Source organism: Candidatus Xiphinematobacter sp. Idaho Grape (assembly GCF_001318295.1).
Classification (GTDB): domain Bacteria; phylum Verrucomicrobiota; class Verrucomicrobiia; order Chthoniobacterales; family Xiphinematobacteraceae; genus Xiphinematobacter.
The window spans coordinates 277,133-296,386 of the sequence record NZ_CP012665.1; the positions used below are offsets into that span (position 1 = coordinate 277,133).

19 protein-coding genes and 1 tRNA gene are annotated in these 19,254 nt (G+C 48.0%); 7 read left to right on the forward strand and 13 right to left on the reverse strand.

What is annotated here, in order from left to right; all coding sequences use genetic code 11:
- Positions 1 to 58: 58 nt before the first annotated feature.
- From AMD24_RS01275 to AMD24_RS01285, 3 genes are read right to left on the reverse strand one after another with little or no spacing between them, the layout of a single operon-like run.
- On the reverse strand, positions 59 to 835 hold the full coding sequence (locus AMD24_RS01275; RefSeq protein WP_320408896.1) for an ABC transporter permease: 777 nt from the start codon (positions 833 to 835) through the stop codon (positions 59 to 61).
- Complete coding sequence (locus AMD24_RS01280; protein ID WP_062100326.1) at positions 832 to 1,662, reverse strand: ABC transporter ATP-binding protein; 831 nt, start codon at positions 1,660 to 1,662, stop codon at positions 832 to 834. The genes AMD24_RS01275 and AMD24_RS01280 overlap by 4 nt, the downstream gene beginning before the upstream one ends.
- Entirely contained in the window at positions 1,649 to 2,563 is a 915-nt protein-coding gene (locus tag AMD24_RS01285) for an ABC transporter substrate-binding protein (RefSeq protein ID WP_158404330.1), read from the reverse strand. The genes AMD24_RS01280 and AMD24_RS01285 overlap by 14 nt, the downstream gene beginning before the upstream one ends.
- A 182-nt stretch (positions 2,564 to 2,745) precedes the next feature.
- Between AMD24_RS01285 and AMD24_RS01290 the strand changes: the two genes are divergently transcribed.
- From AMD24_RS01290 to AMD24_RS01305, 4 genes are read left to right on the forward strand one after another with little or no spacing between them, the layout of a single operon-like run.
- Positions 2,746 to 3,594, forward strand: a complete 849-nt coding sequence (locus tag AMD24_RS01290) for a homoserine kinase (protein ID WP_062100328.1) — start codon at positions 2,746 to 2,748, stop codon at positions 3,592 to 3,594.
- A gap of 2 nt (positions 3,595 to 3,596) precedes the next feature.
- On the forward strand, positions 3,597 to 4,805 hold the full coding sequence (gene lpxK / locus AMD24_RS01295; RefSeq protein ID WP_062100843.1) for a tetraacyldisaccharide 4'-kinase: 1,209 nt from the start codon (positions 3,597 to 3,599) through the stop codon (positions 4,803 to 4,805).
- The gene (mnmE, locus tag AMD24_RS01300; protein ID WP_062100329.1) at positions 4,802 to 6,136 is read left to right on the forward strand and encodes a tRNA uridine-5-carboxymethylaminomethyl(34) synthesis GTPase MnmE; all 1,335 of its coding nucleotides are present in this window, start codon (positions 4,802 to 4,804) and stop codon (positions 6,134 to 6,136) included. The genes lpxK and mnmE overlap by 4 nt, the downstream gene beginning before the upstream one ends.
- A 2-nt stretch (positions 6,137 to 6,138) precedes the next feature.
- Complete coding sequence (locus tag AMD24_RS01305) at positions 6,139 to 7,179, forward strand: quinone-dependent dihydroorotate dehydrogenase (RefSeq protein ID WP_062100330.1); 1,041 nt, start codon at positions 6,139 to 6,141, stop codon at positions 7,177 to 7,179.
- On the opposite strand, the gene hisA is transcribed toward AMD24_RS01305, so the two are convergent.
- The 5 genes from hisA to AMD24_RS01330 all read right to left on the reverse strand — a co-directional run bounded on the left by hisA (position 7,176) and on the right by AMD24_RS01330 (position 11,212).
- Positions 7,176 to 7,904 (reverse strand): 1-(5-phosphoribosyl)-5-[(5-phosphoribosylamino)methylideneamino]imidazole-4-carboxamide isomerase, encoded by a 729-nt coding sequence (hisA, locus tag AMD24_RS01310; RefSeq protein ID WP_062100331.1) that lies wholly within the window; start codon positions 7,902 to 7,904, stop codon positions 7,176 to 7,178. The two genes, AMD24_RS01305 and hisA, sit on opposite strands and share 4 nt — an antisense overlap.
- Positions 7,882 to 8,547 carry an imidazole glycerol phosphate synthase subunit HisH gene (hisH, locus tag AMD24_RS01315; protein WP_062100332.1) on the reverse strand — a complete coding sequence of 222 codons (666 nt, stop codon included), beginning with the start codon at positions 8,545 to 8,547 and terminating at the stop codon, positions 7,882 to 7,884. Before hisH ends, hisA begins: the two co-directional genes overlap by 23 nt.
- A gap of 13 nt (positions 8,548 to 8,560) precedes the next feature.
- On the reverse strand, positions 8,561 to 9,148 hold the full coding sequence (hisB, locus tag AMD24_RS01320; RefSeq protein WP_062100333.1) for an imidazoleglycerol-phosphate dehydratase HisB: 588 nt from the start codon (positions 9,146 to 9,148) through the stop codon (positions 8,561 to 8,563).
- Between the two features lie 187 nt (positions 9,149 to 9,335).
- The gene (locus tag AMD24_RS01325; protein WP_062100334.1) at positions 9,336 to 10,658 is read right to left on the reverse strand and encodes a 3-deoxy-D-manno-octulosonic acid transferase; all 1,323 of its coding nucleotides are present in this window, start codon (positions 10,656 to 10,658) and stop codon (positions 9,336 to 9,338) included.
- On the reverse strand, positions 10,655 to 11,212 hold the full coding sequence (locus tag AMD24_RS01330; RefSeq protein WP_062100335.1) for an RsmD family RNA methyltransferase: 558 nt from the start codon (positions 11,210 to 11,212) through the stop codon (positions 10,655 to 10,657). The genes AMD24_RS01325 and AMD24_RS01330 overlap by 4 nt, the downstream gene beginning before the upstream one ends.
- A 1,005-nt stretch (positions 11,213 to 12,217) precedes the next feature.
- Here AMD24_RS01330 and AMD24_RS01335 point away from each other — a divergent pair.
- Positions 12,218 to 12,820: a rhomboid family intramembrane serine protease gene (locus tag AMD24_RS01335; protein ID WP_062100336.1), complete on the forward strand. Its 603-nt coding sequence runs from the start codon at positions 12,218 to 12,220 to the stop codon at positions 12,818 to 12,820.
- A gap of 278 nt (positions 12,821 to 13,098) precedes the next feature.
- Entirely contained in the window at positions 13,099 to 14,313 is a 1,215-nt protein-coding gene (locus AMD24_RS01340; RefSeq protein WP_158404332.1) for an MFS transporter, read from the forward strand.
- Between the two features lie 180 nt (positions 14,314 to 14,493).
- On the opposite strand, the gene rpsI is transcribed toward AMD24_RS01340, so the two are convergent.
- Positions 14,494 to 14,895: a 30S ribosomal protein S9 gene (rpsI, locus tag AMD24_RS01345; RefSeq protein WP_082382995.1), complete on the reverse strand. Its 402-nt coding sequence runs from the start codon at positions 14,893 to 14,895 to the stop codon at positions 14,494 to 14,496.
- A gap of 11 nt (positions 14,896 to 14,906) precedes the next feature.
- The gene (rplM, locus tag AMD24_RS01350) at positions 14,907 to 15,329 is read right to left on the reverse strand and encodes a 50S ribosomal protein L13 (protein WP_062100339.1); all 423 of its coding nucleotides are present in this window, start codon (positions 15,327 to 15,329) and stop codon (positions 14,907 to 14,909) included.
- Positions 15,330 to 15,576: 247 nt separating this feature from the next.
- Between rplM and AMD24_RS01355 the strand changes: the two genes are divergently transcribed.
- Positions 15,577 to 16,716, forward strand: coding sequence for a S1C family serine protease (locus AMD24_RS01355; RefSeq protein ID WP_062100340.1), 1,140 nt, complete (start codon positions 15,577 to 15,579; stop codon positions 16,714 to 16,716).
- 73 nt (positions 16,717 to 16,789) lie between these two features.
- Here AMD24_RS01355 and AMD24_RS01360 read toward each other — a convergent pair.
- From AMD24_RS01360 to thrC, 3 genes are all read right to left on the reverse strand, one after another.
- Positions 16,790 to 16,875 (reverse strand) — tRNA-Ser (locus AMD24_RS01360).
- A 52-nt stretch (positions 16,876 to 16,927) separates the two neighbouring features.
- On the reverse strand, positions 16,928 to 18,148 hold the full coding sequence (locus AMD24_RS01365) for an aspartate kinase (RefSeq protein ID WP_062100341.1): 1,221 nt from the start codon (positions 18,146 to 18,148) through the stop codon (positions 16,928 to 16,930).
- A gap of 11 nt (positions 18,149 to 18,159) precedes the next feature.
- Positions 18,160 to 19,254 (reverse strand): threonine synthase, encoded by a 1,095-nt coding sequence (gene thrC / locus AMD24_RS01370; protein ID WP_062100342.1) that lies wholly within the window; start codon positions 19,252 to 19,254, stop codon positions 18,160 to 18,162.

Consider the following 19,254-nt stretch of genomic DNA (forward strand, 5'->3'; position numbering starts at 1 on the left):
GTTTAAGTTGCTCACACTGGGTTATTTATGTGTGAAGGTCAAACATCCATTTTACAACCTATAAGGCTGTTGAGGAGGTTCCCCATCTATGACGCAAAAAAGCCTCCCAAGGAGAAAAAAGAGTGCGATCTACAAGCAGCCCAATAAGCACAATAACGAGCATAACTCCAAACACTTGGTCCATTGCATTAAGATCCCGTCCATAGTGAAGGAGCTGCCCCAATCCAAAGCCAGTTAAAACGGTGACGAAAATTTCTGCAGCCATTAGAGACCGCCAAGCGAATGCCCATCCTTGTTTCATCCCACCCACAAGGTGTGGAAGTGAGGCAGGAAGGACGACATAGATCCACGTGTGGATTCCCCTCGAACCCATGGTTAATGCTGATCGCACATAAACAGGCGATGTAGTATATACGCCGCTTTCTGTGGAAGTTATCACAGACCAGAGGGTCCCCATCACTACTACAAACAACAGTGCTGGTTCGGCTTGACCGAACCAAAGCAATGCCACTGGAATCCAGCAAACACTCGGAAGGGTCTGGAACCCTAAGGAAAGGAGGCCGATCGTGTCGTGGAAATACCGATGGCGAGCGCTTAAAAAACCAAGTGGGATTCCAACAGCTAAACTAATGGCATAACCGATAAAGAGACGACCCAGAGTAATTTTTATGGCTCCTAACAGAGATCCGTCACACAGCGCCTGCCAAAGGTAGACAGCAATCTGTTCACATTTTGGAATAAGAACAGGAGGAAATTTTCCAGAATAAGCAACAACCTCCCATAACCCTATAAGGGAGAGAAAAAACAGTGTTGAAACTGCTATGCGGCGAATCATCCCATACCCCCCCCCATTTCTCTACTAGTTGAGAAACTTTTTAGAGCCGCAGTAACATGCGAGGAATATTGAGCCAAAGTAATACTGTTGATGTCCCTTGGGCGGGACAGTGGAATGGCAAATTCCCGGAAAATTCTTCCGGGATTGGGAGAGAAAAGAATCACACGATCCCCTAGGCACACAGCTTCGCGTACATTGTGGGTTACAAAAACAACGGTCTTCTGCCTTGTTTCCCAGAGATGCTGGACATCGCCATAGAGCTGTTCACGGGTAATCGCATCCAACGCACCAAACGGCTCATCCATCAAAAGTACGTGCGGGTTTGGGGCTAGAGCCCGTGCTAGCGCGACACGCTGCTTCATTCCGCCAGAAAGCTCATGGACATTGCTCTTTTCACAGTGTGCCAATCCCACTAGATGCAAATAGTACCGTGCAACTTCTAACCGTTCTTTGGAAGAGAGTTCTGGCTTGAGTTTAAGGCCAAAGAGAACATTGCCCAAAACGTTAAGCCAAGGAAAAAGAGCGTGCTCCTGAAACATGACCATCCTGCTTCTTCCCGGTCCGTTAATATGTTCACCGCTCAACAGTGCTTCACCCGAATCTGGACGCTCCAAGCCAGCAATAATGTTTAGTAGGGTAGTTTTCCCACAGCCACTAGGACCAACCATGCAGACAAACTCCCCATTATAAACGGAGAGTTGAATGTCCTTCAGAGCAATGGTAGTCTTCCTATGTGTTGCAAACGTCTTGCAGATCGCGCGCAGTTCAATGCGTGCTGATGGCGCGTGGTTAATAGAAGTAACGTTCTTCCATTTATTTAGGCTCATGGCGCGGATATGCAGGGAGGGTTATTATCAACTTTGAAAGATCAAAACATACTCTGGATAGCTTTGATAGACGGGCATCAGCCATAAATTGCTCAAAATCCCGCAGCCGGATAGCATTATTAAAATGCATACCCCTCCATACTTCACAGATCAACTCCGCAGAAAAGTCCTGCCCAACGCATTCAAAAAGCTCTCGACGGATTTTCTCTTGTGCCTTTCTTGGATTTTCAGTTACCCAAGTTGTGAGCTCTTGATGTGCAGTTAAAAATCTCCGTGCGATGGCCGGTTTTTCTTCTAGAAAACGCACGCTAGTTACTAGTACCGTTGCCACGGTGTCTCTTGGCCGGTAGAGAACATGCCCACCAGCCTCTGTAAGAAGGCGGCTCACCCATGGTTCAACTGTCCACGCCCCGTCAATGGAGCCTCGAGAAAATTGCGTGAAAATGTCAGGGTTTTCCAATGGGACGACATGGACATCTCCACCAGTTAAACTAACCTGCATCCCATTGCGGATTAGCCAAGCACGGCAAGTAACGTCTTGGGTATTACCTAACTGGGGGGTGCAAATAGTTTTCCCCCGCAGATCCCTGGCGGATTTCCATTCTGGACTGCGTACAACCAATGCCTCTCCGCCATTAGCAGCTCCTGAAAGCACTCGGATATCTTCTCCACTGGAACGTAGGTAGCCATTTAGTGCCGGACACGGGCCAATATAAGTCAAGTCGATGGACCCAGCAAAAATAGCTTCCACCGCAGATGGTCCGGCATGAAATACAAACCACTGCACATCAACTCCTGACCCTAGACGCTTCTCAAACCAACCCTCCCCATCTCTACTCATATTTGAAGCTACCAAAGCCTGGGCATGGGCAACGTTTGGAAGAAGCCCAACTCTAATCACTTCCCTACCGGGGCTAGTGTAGACTCCACATAATGGAAACACTATGCAAAAGAGAATAGCTAAGCGGTGGCTAGACTGCATTACACTCGTAGTATTGTACCCCCGCATGCTATAAATTCCTCCGTGCACAAGGGTCGTCCGTCATTGTAATCAGAGGCGGTTTGGTCCGCGCCAAATACCCCATGAAAGAAGAAGTCTTTGTCCACATTCCTGCTACCACAGCCAATCTGGGACCAGGATTTGATTCACAAGCCATTGCCCTCAGCATACATAATCGTGTCGTACTCCGTCGAGTATTGAGATCCTCTCAAGAGGAGATGATTGAGGAAGTAGCGCATGCCTTCTTTGAAAGATCACATCAAGAACCTTTCGAGTTTTCATGCACTATTGACGGAAAGGTGCCACAGGCCAGAGGATTAGGTAGTAGTGTCACTGTACGCCTTGGTGTACTTATGGGATTGAATAACCTCTCAGAGAGTTTTCTTTCCGTGGAGGATCTCTACAAAATTTGCGCAAAACTTGAGGGACATCCAGACAATGCTGCTGCTGCAGCATTTGGGGGATTTGTCATCGCCAGGGAGGATCTCAGCTTCCAGAAGTTTGAACTCGCCTTGAGTCTCCATTTTTTACTGTTAATTCCAGATTTTGAAGTTCGCACCCCGGATGCACGTAAAGTCATTCCGGCCTCTATTTCCATAGAAGACGCCACACTTTCTGCAGCACATGCTGCTTGGACAGCAGCTGCCTTTGCATCTCGAAACTATCATGTGCTCCGCGGAGCATTTAGGGATAGATTTCATCAGCCATATCGTCAATCTCTCGTGCCTTTCCTAGATGAGGTTATCTGTGAAGCAGAAAAAGCCGGTGCCCTAGGAGGATGGCTGAGTGGCTCAGGATCTACTGTCACCTGTTTAACTCTAAGTCACCCTGACCGAGTAGCAAATGCTATGCAAAAAGCTGCTCCTAGTGGTTCATACCTACTACACACAGTTGTGGATAATCTCGGTGCTCGTTTAATCTCTTGCTCATGATTATGAGCCGTTGGTTGGAAGCGCTAGAAACTTTCGCAATGGACGTTATCCTAGGACACCGCTGTGGTAGGCGTGCTGGGTTACTCCGAATGACTTTATGGATTTTCTCTTCACTCACCTTTTTGACTGTTCGATTACGCCTTGTCCTTTTTCAGAAAAGAATTTTTCGCCGGCGAGCAATGGGCTGTCTCGTCGTCAGCGTAGGAAACCTGACTATAGGTGGCACTGGGAAAACTCCGGTAGTTGAGATGCTCGCTCGCCAGCTACAAGCTGGAGGAAGGAAGGTAGCTATCCTCAGTCGGGGATATAAGAGTACACCTAAGTCTTGCTTGCAAAGAGTCCTAAACAAGGTGTTGTATAACACGCGACTTCTTGCTCCCCGTATTGTTTCTGATGGAAAATCACTTCTCCTAGACCCACATACGGCTGGTGATGAGCCATTTATGCTGGCAAATAACCTGCATGGAGTGATAGTACTCGTCGATAGCGACCGTGTGAGAAGTGGTCTCTTTGCCATTAAGCACTTTGGAGCTGATGTTCTGCTGTTGGACGACGGATTGCAGTATCTCAAAATGCGGCGCACCGTTGAAATTGTCCTAATTGACCGCGATGCACCATTCGGCAACGAATTTTTGCTTCCACGTGGAACGTTAAGGGAACCAGTCAAGCATCTATACCGAGCCACTCATATCTTAATTACTAAATGTACCGGAGAGGATAATTCCTTGCTTATTTCCCGCATACGGAAGTTGAATAGGACTGCAGAAATTGCGGAGTGTGCCCACCATCCACAACATCTTATTAACCTTTGGACCGGTGAAATCCGACCTCTGAAGTTTCTGGAGGACCTTCCCATTGGTTCTCTCTGTGGGATCGCAGTACCAGAAAACTTCGTGAATGTTTTGGAAACATTAGGGGCGAGAGTGGGGCTGACTAGAAATTATGCGGATCATCATCGTTACTCTGTTAAGGAGGTACAGGCGTTTATACGACGATGCGCCCAATGTAATCTCCAAGCTATTCTAACCACAGAAAAAGATGCCGTCCGCATTCCACATGTCCTAGATCCTGAAGTGCCTATCTATTTTATGCGTGTTGAGATCAAAATCCTTCGTGGAAGCAAAGTCTGGAAGAATTTTTTTAACCGCCTTGCCTCTCTTCAGCAGGTACGGACACCAAAAAGGTTTTTTGATTCAGGAGATGGTTTATGAGCGAGTCTACAGAGACTATTGTGGCGATTTCTACCCCCCCCGGTGAAGGGGCGGTTGCCATGCTGAGAGTCTCTGGCCCAGAGGCTTTTGTTGTTGCGAAGAGACTTTTTCGTTCTAGAGTTTCCTTTGAAAGGATGCTGCCTCGCCATCTCTATTTTGGTCATATTGTGGAAGAGGCGGTCCCAGTAGACGAAGGTTTATGCGCTATTTTCCACGCCCCAGCTAGTTATACCGGAGAAAATTTGGTAGAGTTAAGCCACCACGGAGGGATGATGGTCGCAGCACAAGTTCTTCGGCTTGCCCTAGATTCTGGGGCCCGTCTGGCTCATCCCGGCGAATTTACTCAGCGGGCATTCCTGAATGGAAAGATGGATTTAACGCGAGCTGAGGCAGTCATGGACCTTATTCGAGCACAAACTCTTCAGGCTATGCGGGCTGCGGCTCTGCAATTAGATGGGAGCCTCAGTCGTGCGATAGAAACTATTCGTAGCGAATTAATTCATATTCTCTCTCATATAGAGACTTCTATCGATTTTCCTGAGGATGGGCTTGAGCCTGATACAGGAGGAACTCTTTTGAAGAGAATTTTTCAGGTCCGGCAGCAGATAGATACGCTCTTATCCACAGAAAATCAGGGGCGCCTACTTCGGGAAGGCATTCGGCTTACGATCTGTGGACCTCCTAATGCAGGGAAATCTAGTCTTCTCAACCAACTTTTAAAGTGTGACCGTGCTATCGTTAGTCAATTTCCAGGTACTACGCGCGATACATTAGAAGAAAGCGCAAGCCTAAAAGGAATGCTTTTCCGCATCACGGACACTGCAGGAATCCATCATACTAGCGATCTTATTGAACTGGAGGGAATACGTCGATCCTTCGCAGCTGCTGAAAGGGCCGACGTCATTCTTTATGTTGTCGATGCTGCACAGCCACAACCTCTTCCACCACCTGCTGGCTTACCAGAGGACAGGCTGCATCTAGTCTGGAATAAAATCGACCTGCTGAGAGAGCCCTTTTCCTATCTACCGACGTCAGCAGCAGTCTCTTGCCGAACAGGAGCTGGTGTTCCACAACTAATCTCTAGAATTGTAGAGTGGGCAGGCGGTCTAGGACATAGCAGCGGACAGTTAGTTGCTATCAATGCCAGACACCAGTCCTGCCTAAAACGCGCTGTGGCCTCTTTGAAGCATGCTAGTGACTTGGCCAATGGAGTGGAGCTTGTTGCCTTTGAACTCCAGACCGCCCTTAGTGCTATAGGTGAAGTGACGGGTGCTGTAGACCATGAGGAGATTCTCGATTCAGTCTTTAGTAATTTCTGCATAGGAAAATAACCATGGCCTTCTACAGTTTTCTCCTGCACCAGCTACTATTCAGAATGGATGCTGAGACAGCACATCAGCTCATCCTTTCCTGCCTTTCACATCATCGGCTTCTTTCTCTAATAGAGAAATGCTTCTTTAGAACGACGCCACCTGGGGGTCCGACAATTTCCTTGTTTGGTCTCCAGTTTCGTAATCCCGTAGGGCTTGCTGCAGGTATGGATAAAAATGGAGTAGCCTTGGTTTCTTGGGAAAAACTAGGGTTTGGGTTTGTAGAGGTCGGAACTATAACTGCGTACCCACAAAGCGGCAACCCTCGACCACGTCTATTCCGATTTCCAGAATTGGAAGCTCTAGTTAATCGTATGGGATTTAATAATGAAGGAGCAAAAAAAATCGCACTTCGTATGGAACGCTTACGGCGTTCAGGCAGTTGGCCCAGTATTCCAATCGGAATCAACATTGGCAAATCTCGGCTTACTGCCCCCCATTTGGCTCACGACGACTACTTGCGGAGTTTTCAGTACCTCTACCCATATGGAGACTATTTTGTTCTTAATGTCAGCTCTCCTAATACTCCTGGACTCCGTGCTCTCCAGAATGCAGAGCATCTAACTAGGATCATAAGTACACTGCGAGACTGGGAGGGAAGTCATAAGCCTCTCTTAATTAAAATCGATCCAGACCTCTCTTCGAAAGAGATCGTTTCCATCGTGAAGCTTGCAGAGCGAGAGCATGTCGCCGGCCTCATTGCTACGAACACTACTCTGGATCACTCCTCCCTGCCGCCGGAACGTAACGAAGCTGGTGGTCTCAGTGGAAAACCGCTTCAGGCACGTTCTGACACTATAATCCGGAGGATTCGGCGGGTCTCCTCTATCCCCATTATTGGGACAGGCGGAATCCTCAGCGCAGGCGGAGCACATGCTAAATTCTCCTCTGGAGCTAATCTAATCCAGATATACACGGGTTTTGTTTACCGAGGCCCAGCCTTGATCCAAGAGATCTTGCGGGCCTATCCATATCTATGTGATCCCCACAGATTAAGTGCTTAACTCTCTCGAGGGGAAAGAACACTGCGCAAGTCACCCTTAATATGACCATCATAAAGAGCCTTCCCAATAATAGATCCGTGGAGGCGCGGCATAGCATTAAGTCGCTGCAGATCTGCCACACTAGAGATTCCACCGCTAGCTATTAACTGACAAGAGAGTAGAGAAAGTAGTAGAGAAAGTCCCCTAAAATTAGGACCTTGCAACATCCCATCGGTAGTGATATCCGTATAGATAATTGTTGAGGCGCCGGCTTTCTGGACAGCTAATGCTAGATCGGAAGCGTGCTGGTCGGTACGGTGCGTCCAACCGTTGGTGGCGACGAGGCCGTTGTAGGCGTCAATGCTAATAGCAATACGGTTGTCCCCAAAGGCGAGGCACATATCGCGCACGAATTCTAGGGACTCGCTGGCGCGTGTGCCGAGTACAATTCGAGAAACACCTGCATCTAGGGCTGCCCTGATGGAGGTTTTGCTGCGCATCCCTCCTCCAAGCTCGCAGGGGATGGTCACTGCTTGGCAGATAGCACGGACAGAGGCCAGGTTTCTAGAGCTTCCCTCGAAGGCGGCGTCCAAGTCAACAAGGTGCAACCAATCTCCTCCGATGGTTTCCCATTGTCTTGCAACTTCTGCCGGGTCTCCTGAATATACGGTCTTTTCAGTAACCCTTCCCTGTTTTAGGCGTACGACTTGACCAGCCATCAAGTCAATTGCTGGGAGAAGTAGCATAAGATGGGAGTGAGACAGGCTGGAGAGAATGGAGAAAATTGGTAATGAATCGAAGCCCTGCAGACTGACTCTTTTCCGGATGGAACTGAGTAGCTACTACTTGACCTTTTGTAACACTGGCGGCGAAGCGCACTCCATATTCGCACTCGGAGGAGATAACCTTAGAGTCCTTTGGAACTGGATAGTAGGAATGTACGAAATAGACATTTATGGGAAGCATGACTCCATCGAAAAGAGCTGGTTGTCTTACAGTCAACTCATTCCACCCTATATGAGGAACTTTGACCTTCTGCTTGGGCAGGGAGATGACTTGCCCGGCTAAGAAGCCAAATCCCTTTATTTCTGGCGATTCCTCGCTGGACTCAAAAAGGAGGTGATAGCCCAGGCATATTCCAAGATATGGACGTTCCCCCTCAATCCAACGGAGGATGGGGAACCACAGTTTTTTTTCGTGAAGGCTTTGCACACAACGCCCAAAAGAGCCCACCCCTGGTACCACCAGGGCGCTCCACCGAGATGAGTCAAAGGCCACAGGTTGATCAACCAGATCTACTACAGCTCCGCAGGTTTCTAATGCCCTTCGCACACTGCGTAAGTTACTACTTCCATAATCTATCAGACCTATAACAGTGCCCCACTTCATTGGGAGTGTTGTTTCATAATAATCCTTTAGTGCTTGGGATGCCAGGCATACCTGGGTTAAGGCTAGTAGCAGCGGCAAGCGCTTGCGCTAGAGATTTAAAAATACCCTCTACCATGTGGTGAGAATTACGACCATAAAGGATTGCTGTATGGAGAGTAAGGGCGGCATGAGTAGAGAAAGCCCGGAGAAATTCTCCCACAAGCTGAAATGAAAAGGAGCCAATACCTTCCGCTCCAAATGGGGCATGGTAGATCAGAAGAGGGCGCCCACTAATGTCTACAACTGACCTTATAAGCGCTTCATCCATGGGAATATAGCTACACCCATAGCGCATAACTCCACTTTTACTTCCAAGTGCTTGAGCAAGTGCTGCTCCTAACGCGATCCCTATATCTTCTACCGTATGGTGGAAGTCCACAGCCGTGTCCCCCTGAGCCACAATCTCCAAACCGAAAAGGCTATGAAAGGCAAAAAGGTCTAACATGTGGTCAAAGAAGGGAATCCCGGTGGCAATCCCTAGATTCCCACCGCCATCCACATTCAGAACCAAGCGCAACTGAGTTTCCTTAGTAGAGCGCTCTATTTTAGCAACGCGTGGCATAAAGAGCAAACGGAAGACTAAAGCCGAAGGGAGCAATCGGAAAACCCGCTTTCTGCCGGACAGCCCAGCCATCCCAGCTCACCGAGTTCCAACCTACCGCTAACTCACTGGGGAGAGTAGCTCCTTTTTGCTCTACAAGTCCACCAAATATATTTGACTTTCCTGGAATGCCACAGCTGATCAGTCTCTATCCCCCTCCCTGGGAGGGGGATATAAGAGGACCAGATTTCAGGATTTGTCTCGTGCGTTCTGTAGCTCCGTGGTGACGCCTCATGCATTCTACAGCATTCTTGCAGAGTGAATCTGCCCAGGCGGGATCACTAAGCATTCGTAGGAGATTGCCCTGTAATTCTTGCTCGTTATGGCTGATTACGGCCCCTCCTACCGAGAGAAGTTCCTGAGCAAGAGCACTAAAATTTTCCATATGTGGGCCGAAGGTAACTGGCTTTCCAGCTGTAATAGCTTCAGCAGGGTTTTGTCCGCCGTGAGCTGTGAGGCTTTTTCCAATGAAAACGGCATGAACACATGAGTACCAATCTTGGAGTTCGCCAATAGAATCTAGGACCAGGCAATTGATCCTGCTTGGAAGAAATGACTGAGCACTACGCAATACAGGGTATAGCCCACAGCCAAAAAGGTCCTTTAAAACCCTTTTAGAGCGTTCTGTATGGCGAGGTGCAACGAGAAGAAAAGTATTGGGAATAACCCGCTGAATAGCAAGAAAAGCTCGGCCCAGAATTTTTTCTTCTCCAGTGTGTGTGCTACCGCCAAGTAGAACAAGGGCATTTTTGGGACAACCAATAGATAAGAGCAGCGGGCGAAGATCTCTTGGAGGGCGATAGACTGCTCTCGCATCATCAAATTTAATACTCCCCGTAAGGTGGATTCGCGTTGGATGGACACCGATTTTTTCCCACCTGAAGGTATCCGAAGGATTTTGCACGCATATGATGTCAAGCGTGTGGAGAATCGGTTTAATGACAGGTCGGAAGAAGAGATAACGTCTCTCAGAGCGTGGAGAGAGTCTGGCGTTAACAAGTGCGACAGTCGCTCCATACTGCTTTGCTGCCCAGACAAGATTAGGCCATACCTCTGATTCGACAAGAATGAGTTGTTGGGGACGAATAAGGTAGATAGCGCGCCGTACAGTTATAAAGAGGTCAATGGGGTTGTAAATAACTTCGGTCGTCTTGCTCTTTTCTCTTTCTGCTAGCGTCAAACCTGCGGTGGTAGTGGTAGACAGGACAAAATGGCATCTAGGATCTTTTTTTTCCATGCAACGAATGAGCTTTAGGGCAACAAGAACTTCTCCCACGCTGACAGCGTGAATCCAAGTCCAGGGCCGTAGTGCGACCAAGCGAGACCGTACACTCCGTGAGTAGAGAGCAAATCTCTGGCCAAATTTGTGTCCACATTTTCCTCTCTCAAAGAGTTGTATGAGGAGACGCGGCAGGAGGATAACTAGAAAAAGCGGAAGGATAAGATTATAGAAAAATCGGGTCCAAGTCATTTAGGTTTGGTTAGGAAAAAGATAGCCGTTTCGTTCAAGCGTTTTTCCTGTAGTAGAACCCAGCTACAATTCTTTGGGAGGTGAAACTCCCGAAACGCCTCTAGCACAAAAATCCCCCGAGGAGAAATAGCTTGGACGAGGGATTGAGAGTTACAAAGTTGGGAAGCGAGATCTTTCTCGTCTATTGCACATCTGGCATAGGGAGGATCTGCAAAGATTAGATCAAAGCTATTGGACTCTGTGCGAAAATTAATAAACCGAAAAGCATCCACAGTTTGAATGACAGCGGAAAGTTTAGTTCTTATTAAGTTACGTCGTATGCATTTCGAACAATGCATTGTGCGTTCTACAAGAACGGCGGAGGTTGCACCTCGGCTGAGAGCTTCAATTCCAAGCGTTCCTACTCCAGCAAAAAGGTCTAAAACACGGGCACCGACAACAGTTTTGCCTAGGCTAGAAAAAATCGCTCCGCGTACTCGATCTGTCGTAGGACGTACACCCCTAGGAATCGCCTGAAACCTAATACTTCCTGCTGATCCTGCAATGACGCGCATATGGGAATAGAAAGGGGAGGATAAAACAGATGATTCACAAGCAGTCCCAACGGCAGGAAACTAAAAGATCCCCCTTCCTGGGGAGTAGAGCTCTCTCCCAGGTGGTATCTAAAACACCCAGCCTGGCAGATATTCTAGCAGACCCCTGCCGTTCAAAATCAACCTAAATTTAGGGGTCAAGCTCTTAAATTTTAAGAATACGGAGCTAACTGGCAATAGATCTAGGAGTTTACTTAATCCTGGAAACTTTCCGATAGCGTCTTATTAGTAGCGGGATCTCAACCTTCTATCAACGGTCGGTAATGCAACCAGAGCAATACTCAGAGGGAGGCTTTCTAAAGAAATGGCACACGTCCTCGTCGATCCTAGGAAAATTAAAGCAACACCAGCATGTGGCGCCTGGGCTAGCGATTATTGTCTCTTTGTAGTGAGAGCAAACTCTGAGGGACTCCCCTTCCCTACTGTGATGATGTTGCTGCCTTTTGTGTCTTTTATGTATCTCTCCTCTCCATAGCTCTTGAACAGGAAAGATGTCTAACAGATACTATGCCGGTCGACTAGTCTCTCCCACGTAAAAAGAAACTATCATTCTGATGACAGACTAGAGGTAGAGGAAAGCCCTGATATATGTGGCTGCTGCCTTTTCTCCTCCACGGTGCTTCACATCCCTCTCACCCCTTTTTCCCATGGGGAGAGGACATGAGAGGTCACCGCGGTACAAGAGTGTGCGATTAAAAGGAATGTCGGTAGTGGTAACCGAGAGTAAATTTGCAGAACATGGAGGATGAACGGAACGCACCGCTCCTGAGAGCGATCCGTGTCGTGGAGATCTTTTCTACTGTGATATCCTACTGCAATAAGTAGATGAATCTAAGAACAAGAGATCCCTCTAAGAGTTTTGAGATACATCTATAACTAAGCATCCGGGCAAATCCAACACAAGGACCGGATTTGCCTATTCCAGAAGAGACAAACAATTATAAGAGAGACAGGTAAGTCGGCTGCATGGATACAGGTAAGAAAATAGGTATCAGAGGAGTGCTGATCTGTGTAAATACCGCAGTCTTTTCTGTATTCTGCCTACTTCCCCATTCAGGGCAAGTATTTGTGGAAAGGTGGTTTGGGTTAAACTTGGAGAGTATACTTTGTGGGGCGGTTTGGCAGGTAGTTACTTACCAATTTGTTCATGCGACTCCCTTTCACCTTTTGGCAAACATGCTGACTCTATGGGTTTCTGGGAGAGTCATGGAATGGAAACTAGGGTTGCGGCAGTTTCTAATTCTTTACTTAGTGGGTGGAGCTGTGGGAGGGATGATGCAACTTATCTTGCAGGATTCAGAAGCGGAAATATTGGGAGCTTCGGCAGCGGTGTGTTCAGTACTTATGGGCTTCTGCACTCTTTATGCGCGACATTACATTACTGCACTGTTCTTCTTTTTTATTCCTCTAAAGCTACCAGCGAGATGCTTAGGTTGGGGCATTGTCTTCATTTCACTAGCATTTGCGATAACGGGCTGGCTTCCAGAAATTGGGCATCTTGCCCATTTGGGTGGGTGTATTTTTGGATTTCTTGTAACGCGTTTCTGGATGAGGAAGACGGTGGTCTAGAAGGCAGTGTGGTTGCGCCATATCCTCCTATAGAACGGGGCGTCTGTCTGTGTTTATTAAGTTTAGCCCTCCAGGGGGGGCTTTACGAGTTTGACTAACCAAGAGGAGATGTTCCTAAAAAGTTACGTGGGGGACGATAAGCATCACGTTCTGCCCTATTTTTATCTTTTCATCCATTAGAACGTGGCATACCGGTATTTGCCTAACTTTCCATAGTCATTGTAGGAACGTGCTTGATGGGAGATCGCGCTTTATGTTGAATGGACCGTCTCTTTGTTTTGAAAAAGATTTCTCGCTTCACGTTGGGGATTGTTCTGTTTACGATCCTGATCGACATGATCGGGTTTGGTATTGTCATACCTGTACTCCCTTTGTATGCCGAAGGGGAGAGGTTTCGGGCTACCTCTTTGCAGTTAGGGTGGTTATTGGGGATGTTTTCTCTGGTGCAGTTGGTGATGGCGCCTCTTGTTGGTAAGCTCTCCGATCAAGTAGGTCGTAAGCCTGTTCTTTTTCTCAGCATGATCTGCACGACTATCGGGTTTATTATCATGGGTGCTGCAACTCAGTTGTGGATGCTGTTCTTAGCGCGGGTTATTGCCGGAGCTAGTGGGGGAAATATTGCTACTGTACAGGCCTGTGTCGCTGATATTACTCCTCCTGATCAACGCTCAAAATCTATGGGACTGGTCGGGGCAGCGTTTGGGCTAGGGTTTGTCCTAGGTCCCGCATTGGGAGGCGTGCTAAGCGCGTGTATTGCTCCGTACGCTCCTTTCTATTTTGCAGCAGTACTTGCCTTTTGTAACGCTCTCTTCATCGCTGTTTTCTTTCCAGAAACCCTTTCTGTAGAGCGCCGAGCACAATCTTATGAGAAAGCTCCCCTTGCAGAGGTATTTGTTGGCAATCAAAGTATCCTTATTAGTACCATTCTCGTTGCCTATTTGGCATCTATTGCTGGATTTGCCATGATGACTACCCTGTTTGCATTGTTCAATGCAAAGCGGCTGGGTTACGGGGTCAGCCAGACAGGCTATTTACTGACCTATGTAGGGGTATTAGGCATCCTGATTCAGGGAGGGTTGTTGCGCTATCTCCTACAAAGGCTTGTCGAGAAGCAATTGGCTGCCATGGGGTCCCTCATCTTGGCTAGTGGACTTTTCCTGCTTCCTTTCTGCGATAATTTTGTGTCCCTCTTGGGAGTGCTTGTCCCTATTGCCCTCGGAAACGGGCTTGTTACGCCCACGCTAAATGGGCTTGCCTCCCGCTGCTCTAGCCCCCAAATCCAGGGGAGAGTTATTGGCCTAATGCAGGCATCTGGAAGCTTGGGGAGATTTTTGGGACCGCTTATAGCCATGGCGCTTGTAGGATGGGACACGCCTTCCCAATATGGGCGGACCCCAATCTGGGTGGGGGCTTCTCTTTCCCTTGTCGCCTTTTGTTTAGCGGTGACTTTCCCTCAAAAGAAGACCCCTCCATCAGCTGCTGCTTTAGCCTAACCCCACTTCCCCCTCTCGCCTATAAGGGAGAGGGAGATCCCTCCAGCTCTTTTGCCGGTTAACTCTAAAGACGGCCATCGAAGGAAAAGGGCACACCCTCTTTCCAGAGACGATCCTCTCCCGGAGAAGGAAAGAAGGATACCACGAGTGGAGAAGCGGGAGCGGCCTTAAAAAAACGCGCTAACGCTTGGAAAACTGGAAGCGCCTACGAGCTCCGGGTTGCCCTGCCTTTTTACGTTCTTTCATACGTGGATCACGGGTCAACATACCTTCCTTTTTTAGGATTTGTCGAAAAGAAGCGTCGGTGAGAATGAGGGCACGAGAAATGGCTAGGCGCATGGCACCTGCCTGCCCCACAATTCCACCCCCTTTAGTTTTGACTGTAAGGTCGAAGGAGTGTACAGAACGTGCTAGCTCCAGCGGACGTAGGACTTCATTTTGCATTGAAATACTAGGGAAATATTCCACAAAATCCTTGTTGTTAACCTTGATGATGCCTTTTCCCGGCTTGATCTGCAGGTGTGCAACGGCAGTTTTGCGACGTCCCGTAGAGGTACAGGTTGAAGAGCTAGTCATAGTCATATAGAAGAACGCTAGACGGGCCTAGGATTCTGCGCAGCGTGTGGATGCGCATTCCCTCGGTAGACTTTTAGCTTGCGATAGACCCCACGTCCCAGGCGATTATGCGGGAGCATCCCTCTGACAGCGTGTTCAATAAGAAATTCCGGACGGCGTTTTCTGTAGTCGCGAAAAGAACGTGACTTGTGTCCCCCAACATATCCAGAGAAGCTCATATAGATCTTAGCAGTTTCTTTCCTTCCGCTTACCTGGACCTTTTCTGCATTAATTACGACGACAAAATCCCCAGTGTCCACGTGAGGAGCAAAGGCTACCTTGTGTTTACCACGGAGCAAACTAGCTGCTTTCACAGCAACGCGCCCCAGATGCTGACTCCCAGCATCGATCACCCACCACTCACGCTTTATTTCCTCGGTCTTGGCAAAATATGTGCTCATTCGACGTACAAAGCAGAAACGGAGCGACAATAATTTGGGATATCCCACATGTCAACAGGCTAATTAGAGCCTAACGAGATATTTTAAACTGTTGTAAAAGCGTACTTGCAAATCTTGTGGAACCCTGGTACCGGTGCTAGCTCTTCTTTTTAAGTAGAATGAAGGAGCCTACCGTGTAAGTTTGCGTAGTGGATCTTGGTATAGGCCTAGCGTTTTGCCACTGAAGCGGTTACCAGAGACTCATTTCATGAGAGGTTTTCTTCATTTTCTGGCTTTTACAGTTGCCGTTTCACTCTCAGCCATGGGGGGGGGTTACCTATGGTGGAACACACAGACGCACGCATCTTTTCGACTTCCATCCCAATCCCCTCCTCTGACATCTGTAAATAAGACAACTCCTGCTGGTAAACTCCAGATTCTCTCCAAAGTTGATCATGAATTCACTGAGCTAGTAGGTCGGGTGATGCCATCAGTTGTAAGTATTACCGCTGTTCAACAGGCAGCTGTCCTTAACGACAGTTTTAGTAAGTTTTTTGGAGTTACTGCTTTGGTTGAGCTCCCTCCTCAACTTGGTTCTGGAGTAATTGTCTCTCAGGAGGGCCATATTGTGACTAATCTGCATGTCATTGGGGGGTCGTTAGTTGTTCGAGTCCACCTTAATGATGGAAAAATTCTCTCAGCAAAAGTTTTGGGGACCGATCCTTTTACCGATTTAGCAATTCTTAAAGTAAAGGGCACCGGCTTCACTCCCCTTGAATTGGGAAATTCAGATGAGGTAAGGGTCGGGCAGGCGGTTATTGCCGTAGGTAACCCTTATGGTCTCCAAGAGACTGTTACGCAAGGAATTATCAGTGCTAAAGGACGACGCGGTTTTAGTGAAACAGTAAACGAGTTTTTCCAGACTGATGCTGCCATTAACCCGGGGAATTCCGGCGGTCCATTGATTGACTCAGACGGAAAAATCATTGCTATTAACAACTCAATTCTTTCCGATAGAGGAGGCTGGCAAGGCATAAGCTTTGCCATCCCTTCTAACACAGTAAAGCGTGTTTTTAACGACATTCGAACACATGGGCATGTAGTCCATACTTGGTTGGGTGTCCTTACTGCTCCGTTGACTGCATCTTTATCAGAATCTCTAGGCATACTTCCAGGTCGCCGTGGGGTCTTCATTTACAGAGTTTTTCAAGATTCTCCTGCTAGGCGAGCAGGAATTAGGCCCGGAGACATCATTATTGGCTTTGGCGGAAAGAACGTGTACGACGGCATTGGACTGAAGAATCGTGTTGCAGAAACCTTGGTAGGCCAGAAAGTTTCCATAAAAATCTTACGCGACCGTTCCGAAAAACAGGTCGAGGTGACCATCGAAAAGAGCCCTAGAACCTGACAGACCAAGTACCCGGACCCACACTATAAGCCGATCCCGTTTCCCTTCTGGTTGGTGTCTATGGTAGTGCTCACGGATGGGGGGAGATTCGAACTCCCGGTGCCGATAAGGCACACACACTTTCCAGGCGTGCACAATAAACCGCTCTGTCACCCATCCCATCCACTTTGCAAGACGAGTTCTAGAGGACTGCGGGGAGGATAGCAACCTTTTAGTTTTTTTCCAAATTAAAGGCACTATGAACAAGGCAAGCAGCTTTTGCAGCAAGTTCTTCGTCAATAATCACGGCAATTTTAATCTCAGATGTTGAAATCATCTGAATATTAATGCTGCCTTGACTGAGGCTCTCGAAGAGCTTCGCAGCGACTCCTGAATGACTACGCATGCCAATTCCCACCACGCTAAGCTTGGCAATCCCATCGTGCTTGACGATTTTTCCAGCTCCAATCGATGATGCCGCAGACTCAAGTGCAGGTCCAATTTTCTCTAGATCTTCCTTGTTCATTGTAAATGAGATATCAGTTGTACCGGCTACGGAGACATTTTGTATGATTATATCCACGACTATATTGGTTGCAGCTAACGTGTGAAAAATATGAGACGCACTTCCAGGACAGTCAGGAACCTGGCAAATAGTCACTTTAGCTTGATTCTTTTCTATGCTGATTCCCCGGACAACGACATCTTCCATACCAGCTGTCTCTTCCTTCACGATAGTTCCTCGGTTGTTGTTTAGACTGCTTCGCACTTCGAATGGGACGTTAAATTTCTTGGCAAATTCTACGGATCGTGATTGCATGACCTTGGAGCCGGAGCTAGCCATTTCTAACAGTTCGTCGTAGGAGATGACCCCGATTTTCTGTGCCTCGGAGACAATACGTGGGTCACATGTAAAAACTCCATCCACGTCGGTGTAAATTTCACAGTTGTCTGCCTTGAGTGCACTAGAAATAGCGATAGCTGTTAGGTCGGATCCGCCGCGCCCAAGTGTCGTAATTTGACCGGAAGGAGTTTGTCCCTGAAAGCCGGCTATAATGACGATGGTGTCTCTTTGAAGGTATTCGTGGATTTGGTTGTGAGGGAGGATGTCGTAAATCCTTGCCCTGGTATGGATGCTGTCTGTGACAATGCCTGCTTGCCAGCCCGTTAGTGGTACAGCATTCCCGCCTATAGCGTTGATTGCCATAGCTGTGAGCGCAGTAGCGACTTGTTCTCCTGTGGCAAGTAGGGCGTCCATCTCTCGTCCCGTTGGGTAACCAGTAATCTCCCTAGCTAGTTGAATCAGAGAATTAGTCGCTCCGGACATAGCAGAAACTACGGCTACAACGGAATGGGGGGTGCGCTGAGTCTCTAGAATATGGCGGGCAACCTTTTTGATGCGTTGCGGAGTACTGACAGAAGTGCCCCCGTATTTTTGAACGATGAGAGACATAGAGTAAGTTTCTACCCTATCTCCAGAATGTTTCGAACTGAATCCACTGTAGCGTCAGACTCAATAGGGCACATGCCAGTTCCTGCCGGGGTGTTAAGATCTTTCAGACCATGCCCGGTTACTGTGCAGACAATGCGAGCACCTTCCTTCAGTCTCCGGATAATGGGCAGTTCTGAATGTTTAGAAACACACTTAAGCAACCCGGCAATGGAAGCAGCACTTGCAGGCTCTACGAAAATCCCCTCCTTCCTGGCAAGCTGAACTTGTGCAGAGAGAATCTCCATATCGGTGACTGCGTCTACGAATCCATGAGATTGATTAAGAGCAGAAGCAGCCAACCTCCAACTAGCGGGGTTACCAATCCGAATGGCAGAGGCAATAGTGTCAGGATCCTGTACAATATGCCCGAAGACTAGCGGAGCAGCACCTAGAGCCTGAAAGCCAATCATTTTGGGGAGGATGCTGCATTTTCCGCAAGTAAAGTATTCACGATAGCCACGCCAATAGGCCGTAATGTTTCCGGCATTGCCAATCGGCAAAAAGTGAAAGTCTGGCGCCTCTCCCAGTTCGTCTACAACCTCGAAAGCGGCAGTTTTCTGCCCCTCGATACGTAATGGATTAATTGAGTTAACAATTTCTACCTTGGGATCTTTGGAAAGTTGTCGGACGATACTTAGGGCATCGTCAAAATTGCCATGCAAGGAAATGATTTTTGCTCCGTAAAGGAATGCCTGGAGCAGCTTACCAGTAGCTATTTTCCCATAAGGCAAGAGGACAGCGCAGGAAATTCCAGCATGAGCTGCATAGGCAGCAGCAGCTGCAGAAGTATTCCCTGTGGAAGCACAGACCACAAGCCGAACATGGCGCTCTACCGCCTTTGAAATAGCAACCGTCATCCCTCGATCCTTAAAAGATCCTGTTGGGTTGAGCCCTTCACACTTAATATATACCTCACTTCCTTCTCCAATGGACTTACTCAGCCAGGAAGAATATACCAACGGGGTTGATCCCTCACCTAGGGATACTACTGGAGTGGAGGCCTTCAGTGGCAACATATCCCGATATCGGTTAATGATCCCATTATCTTGCCAAGTGGACTTCTTCAT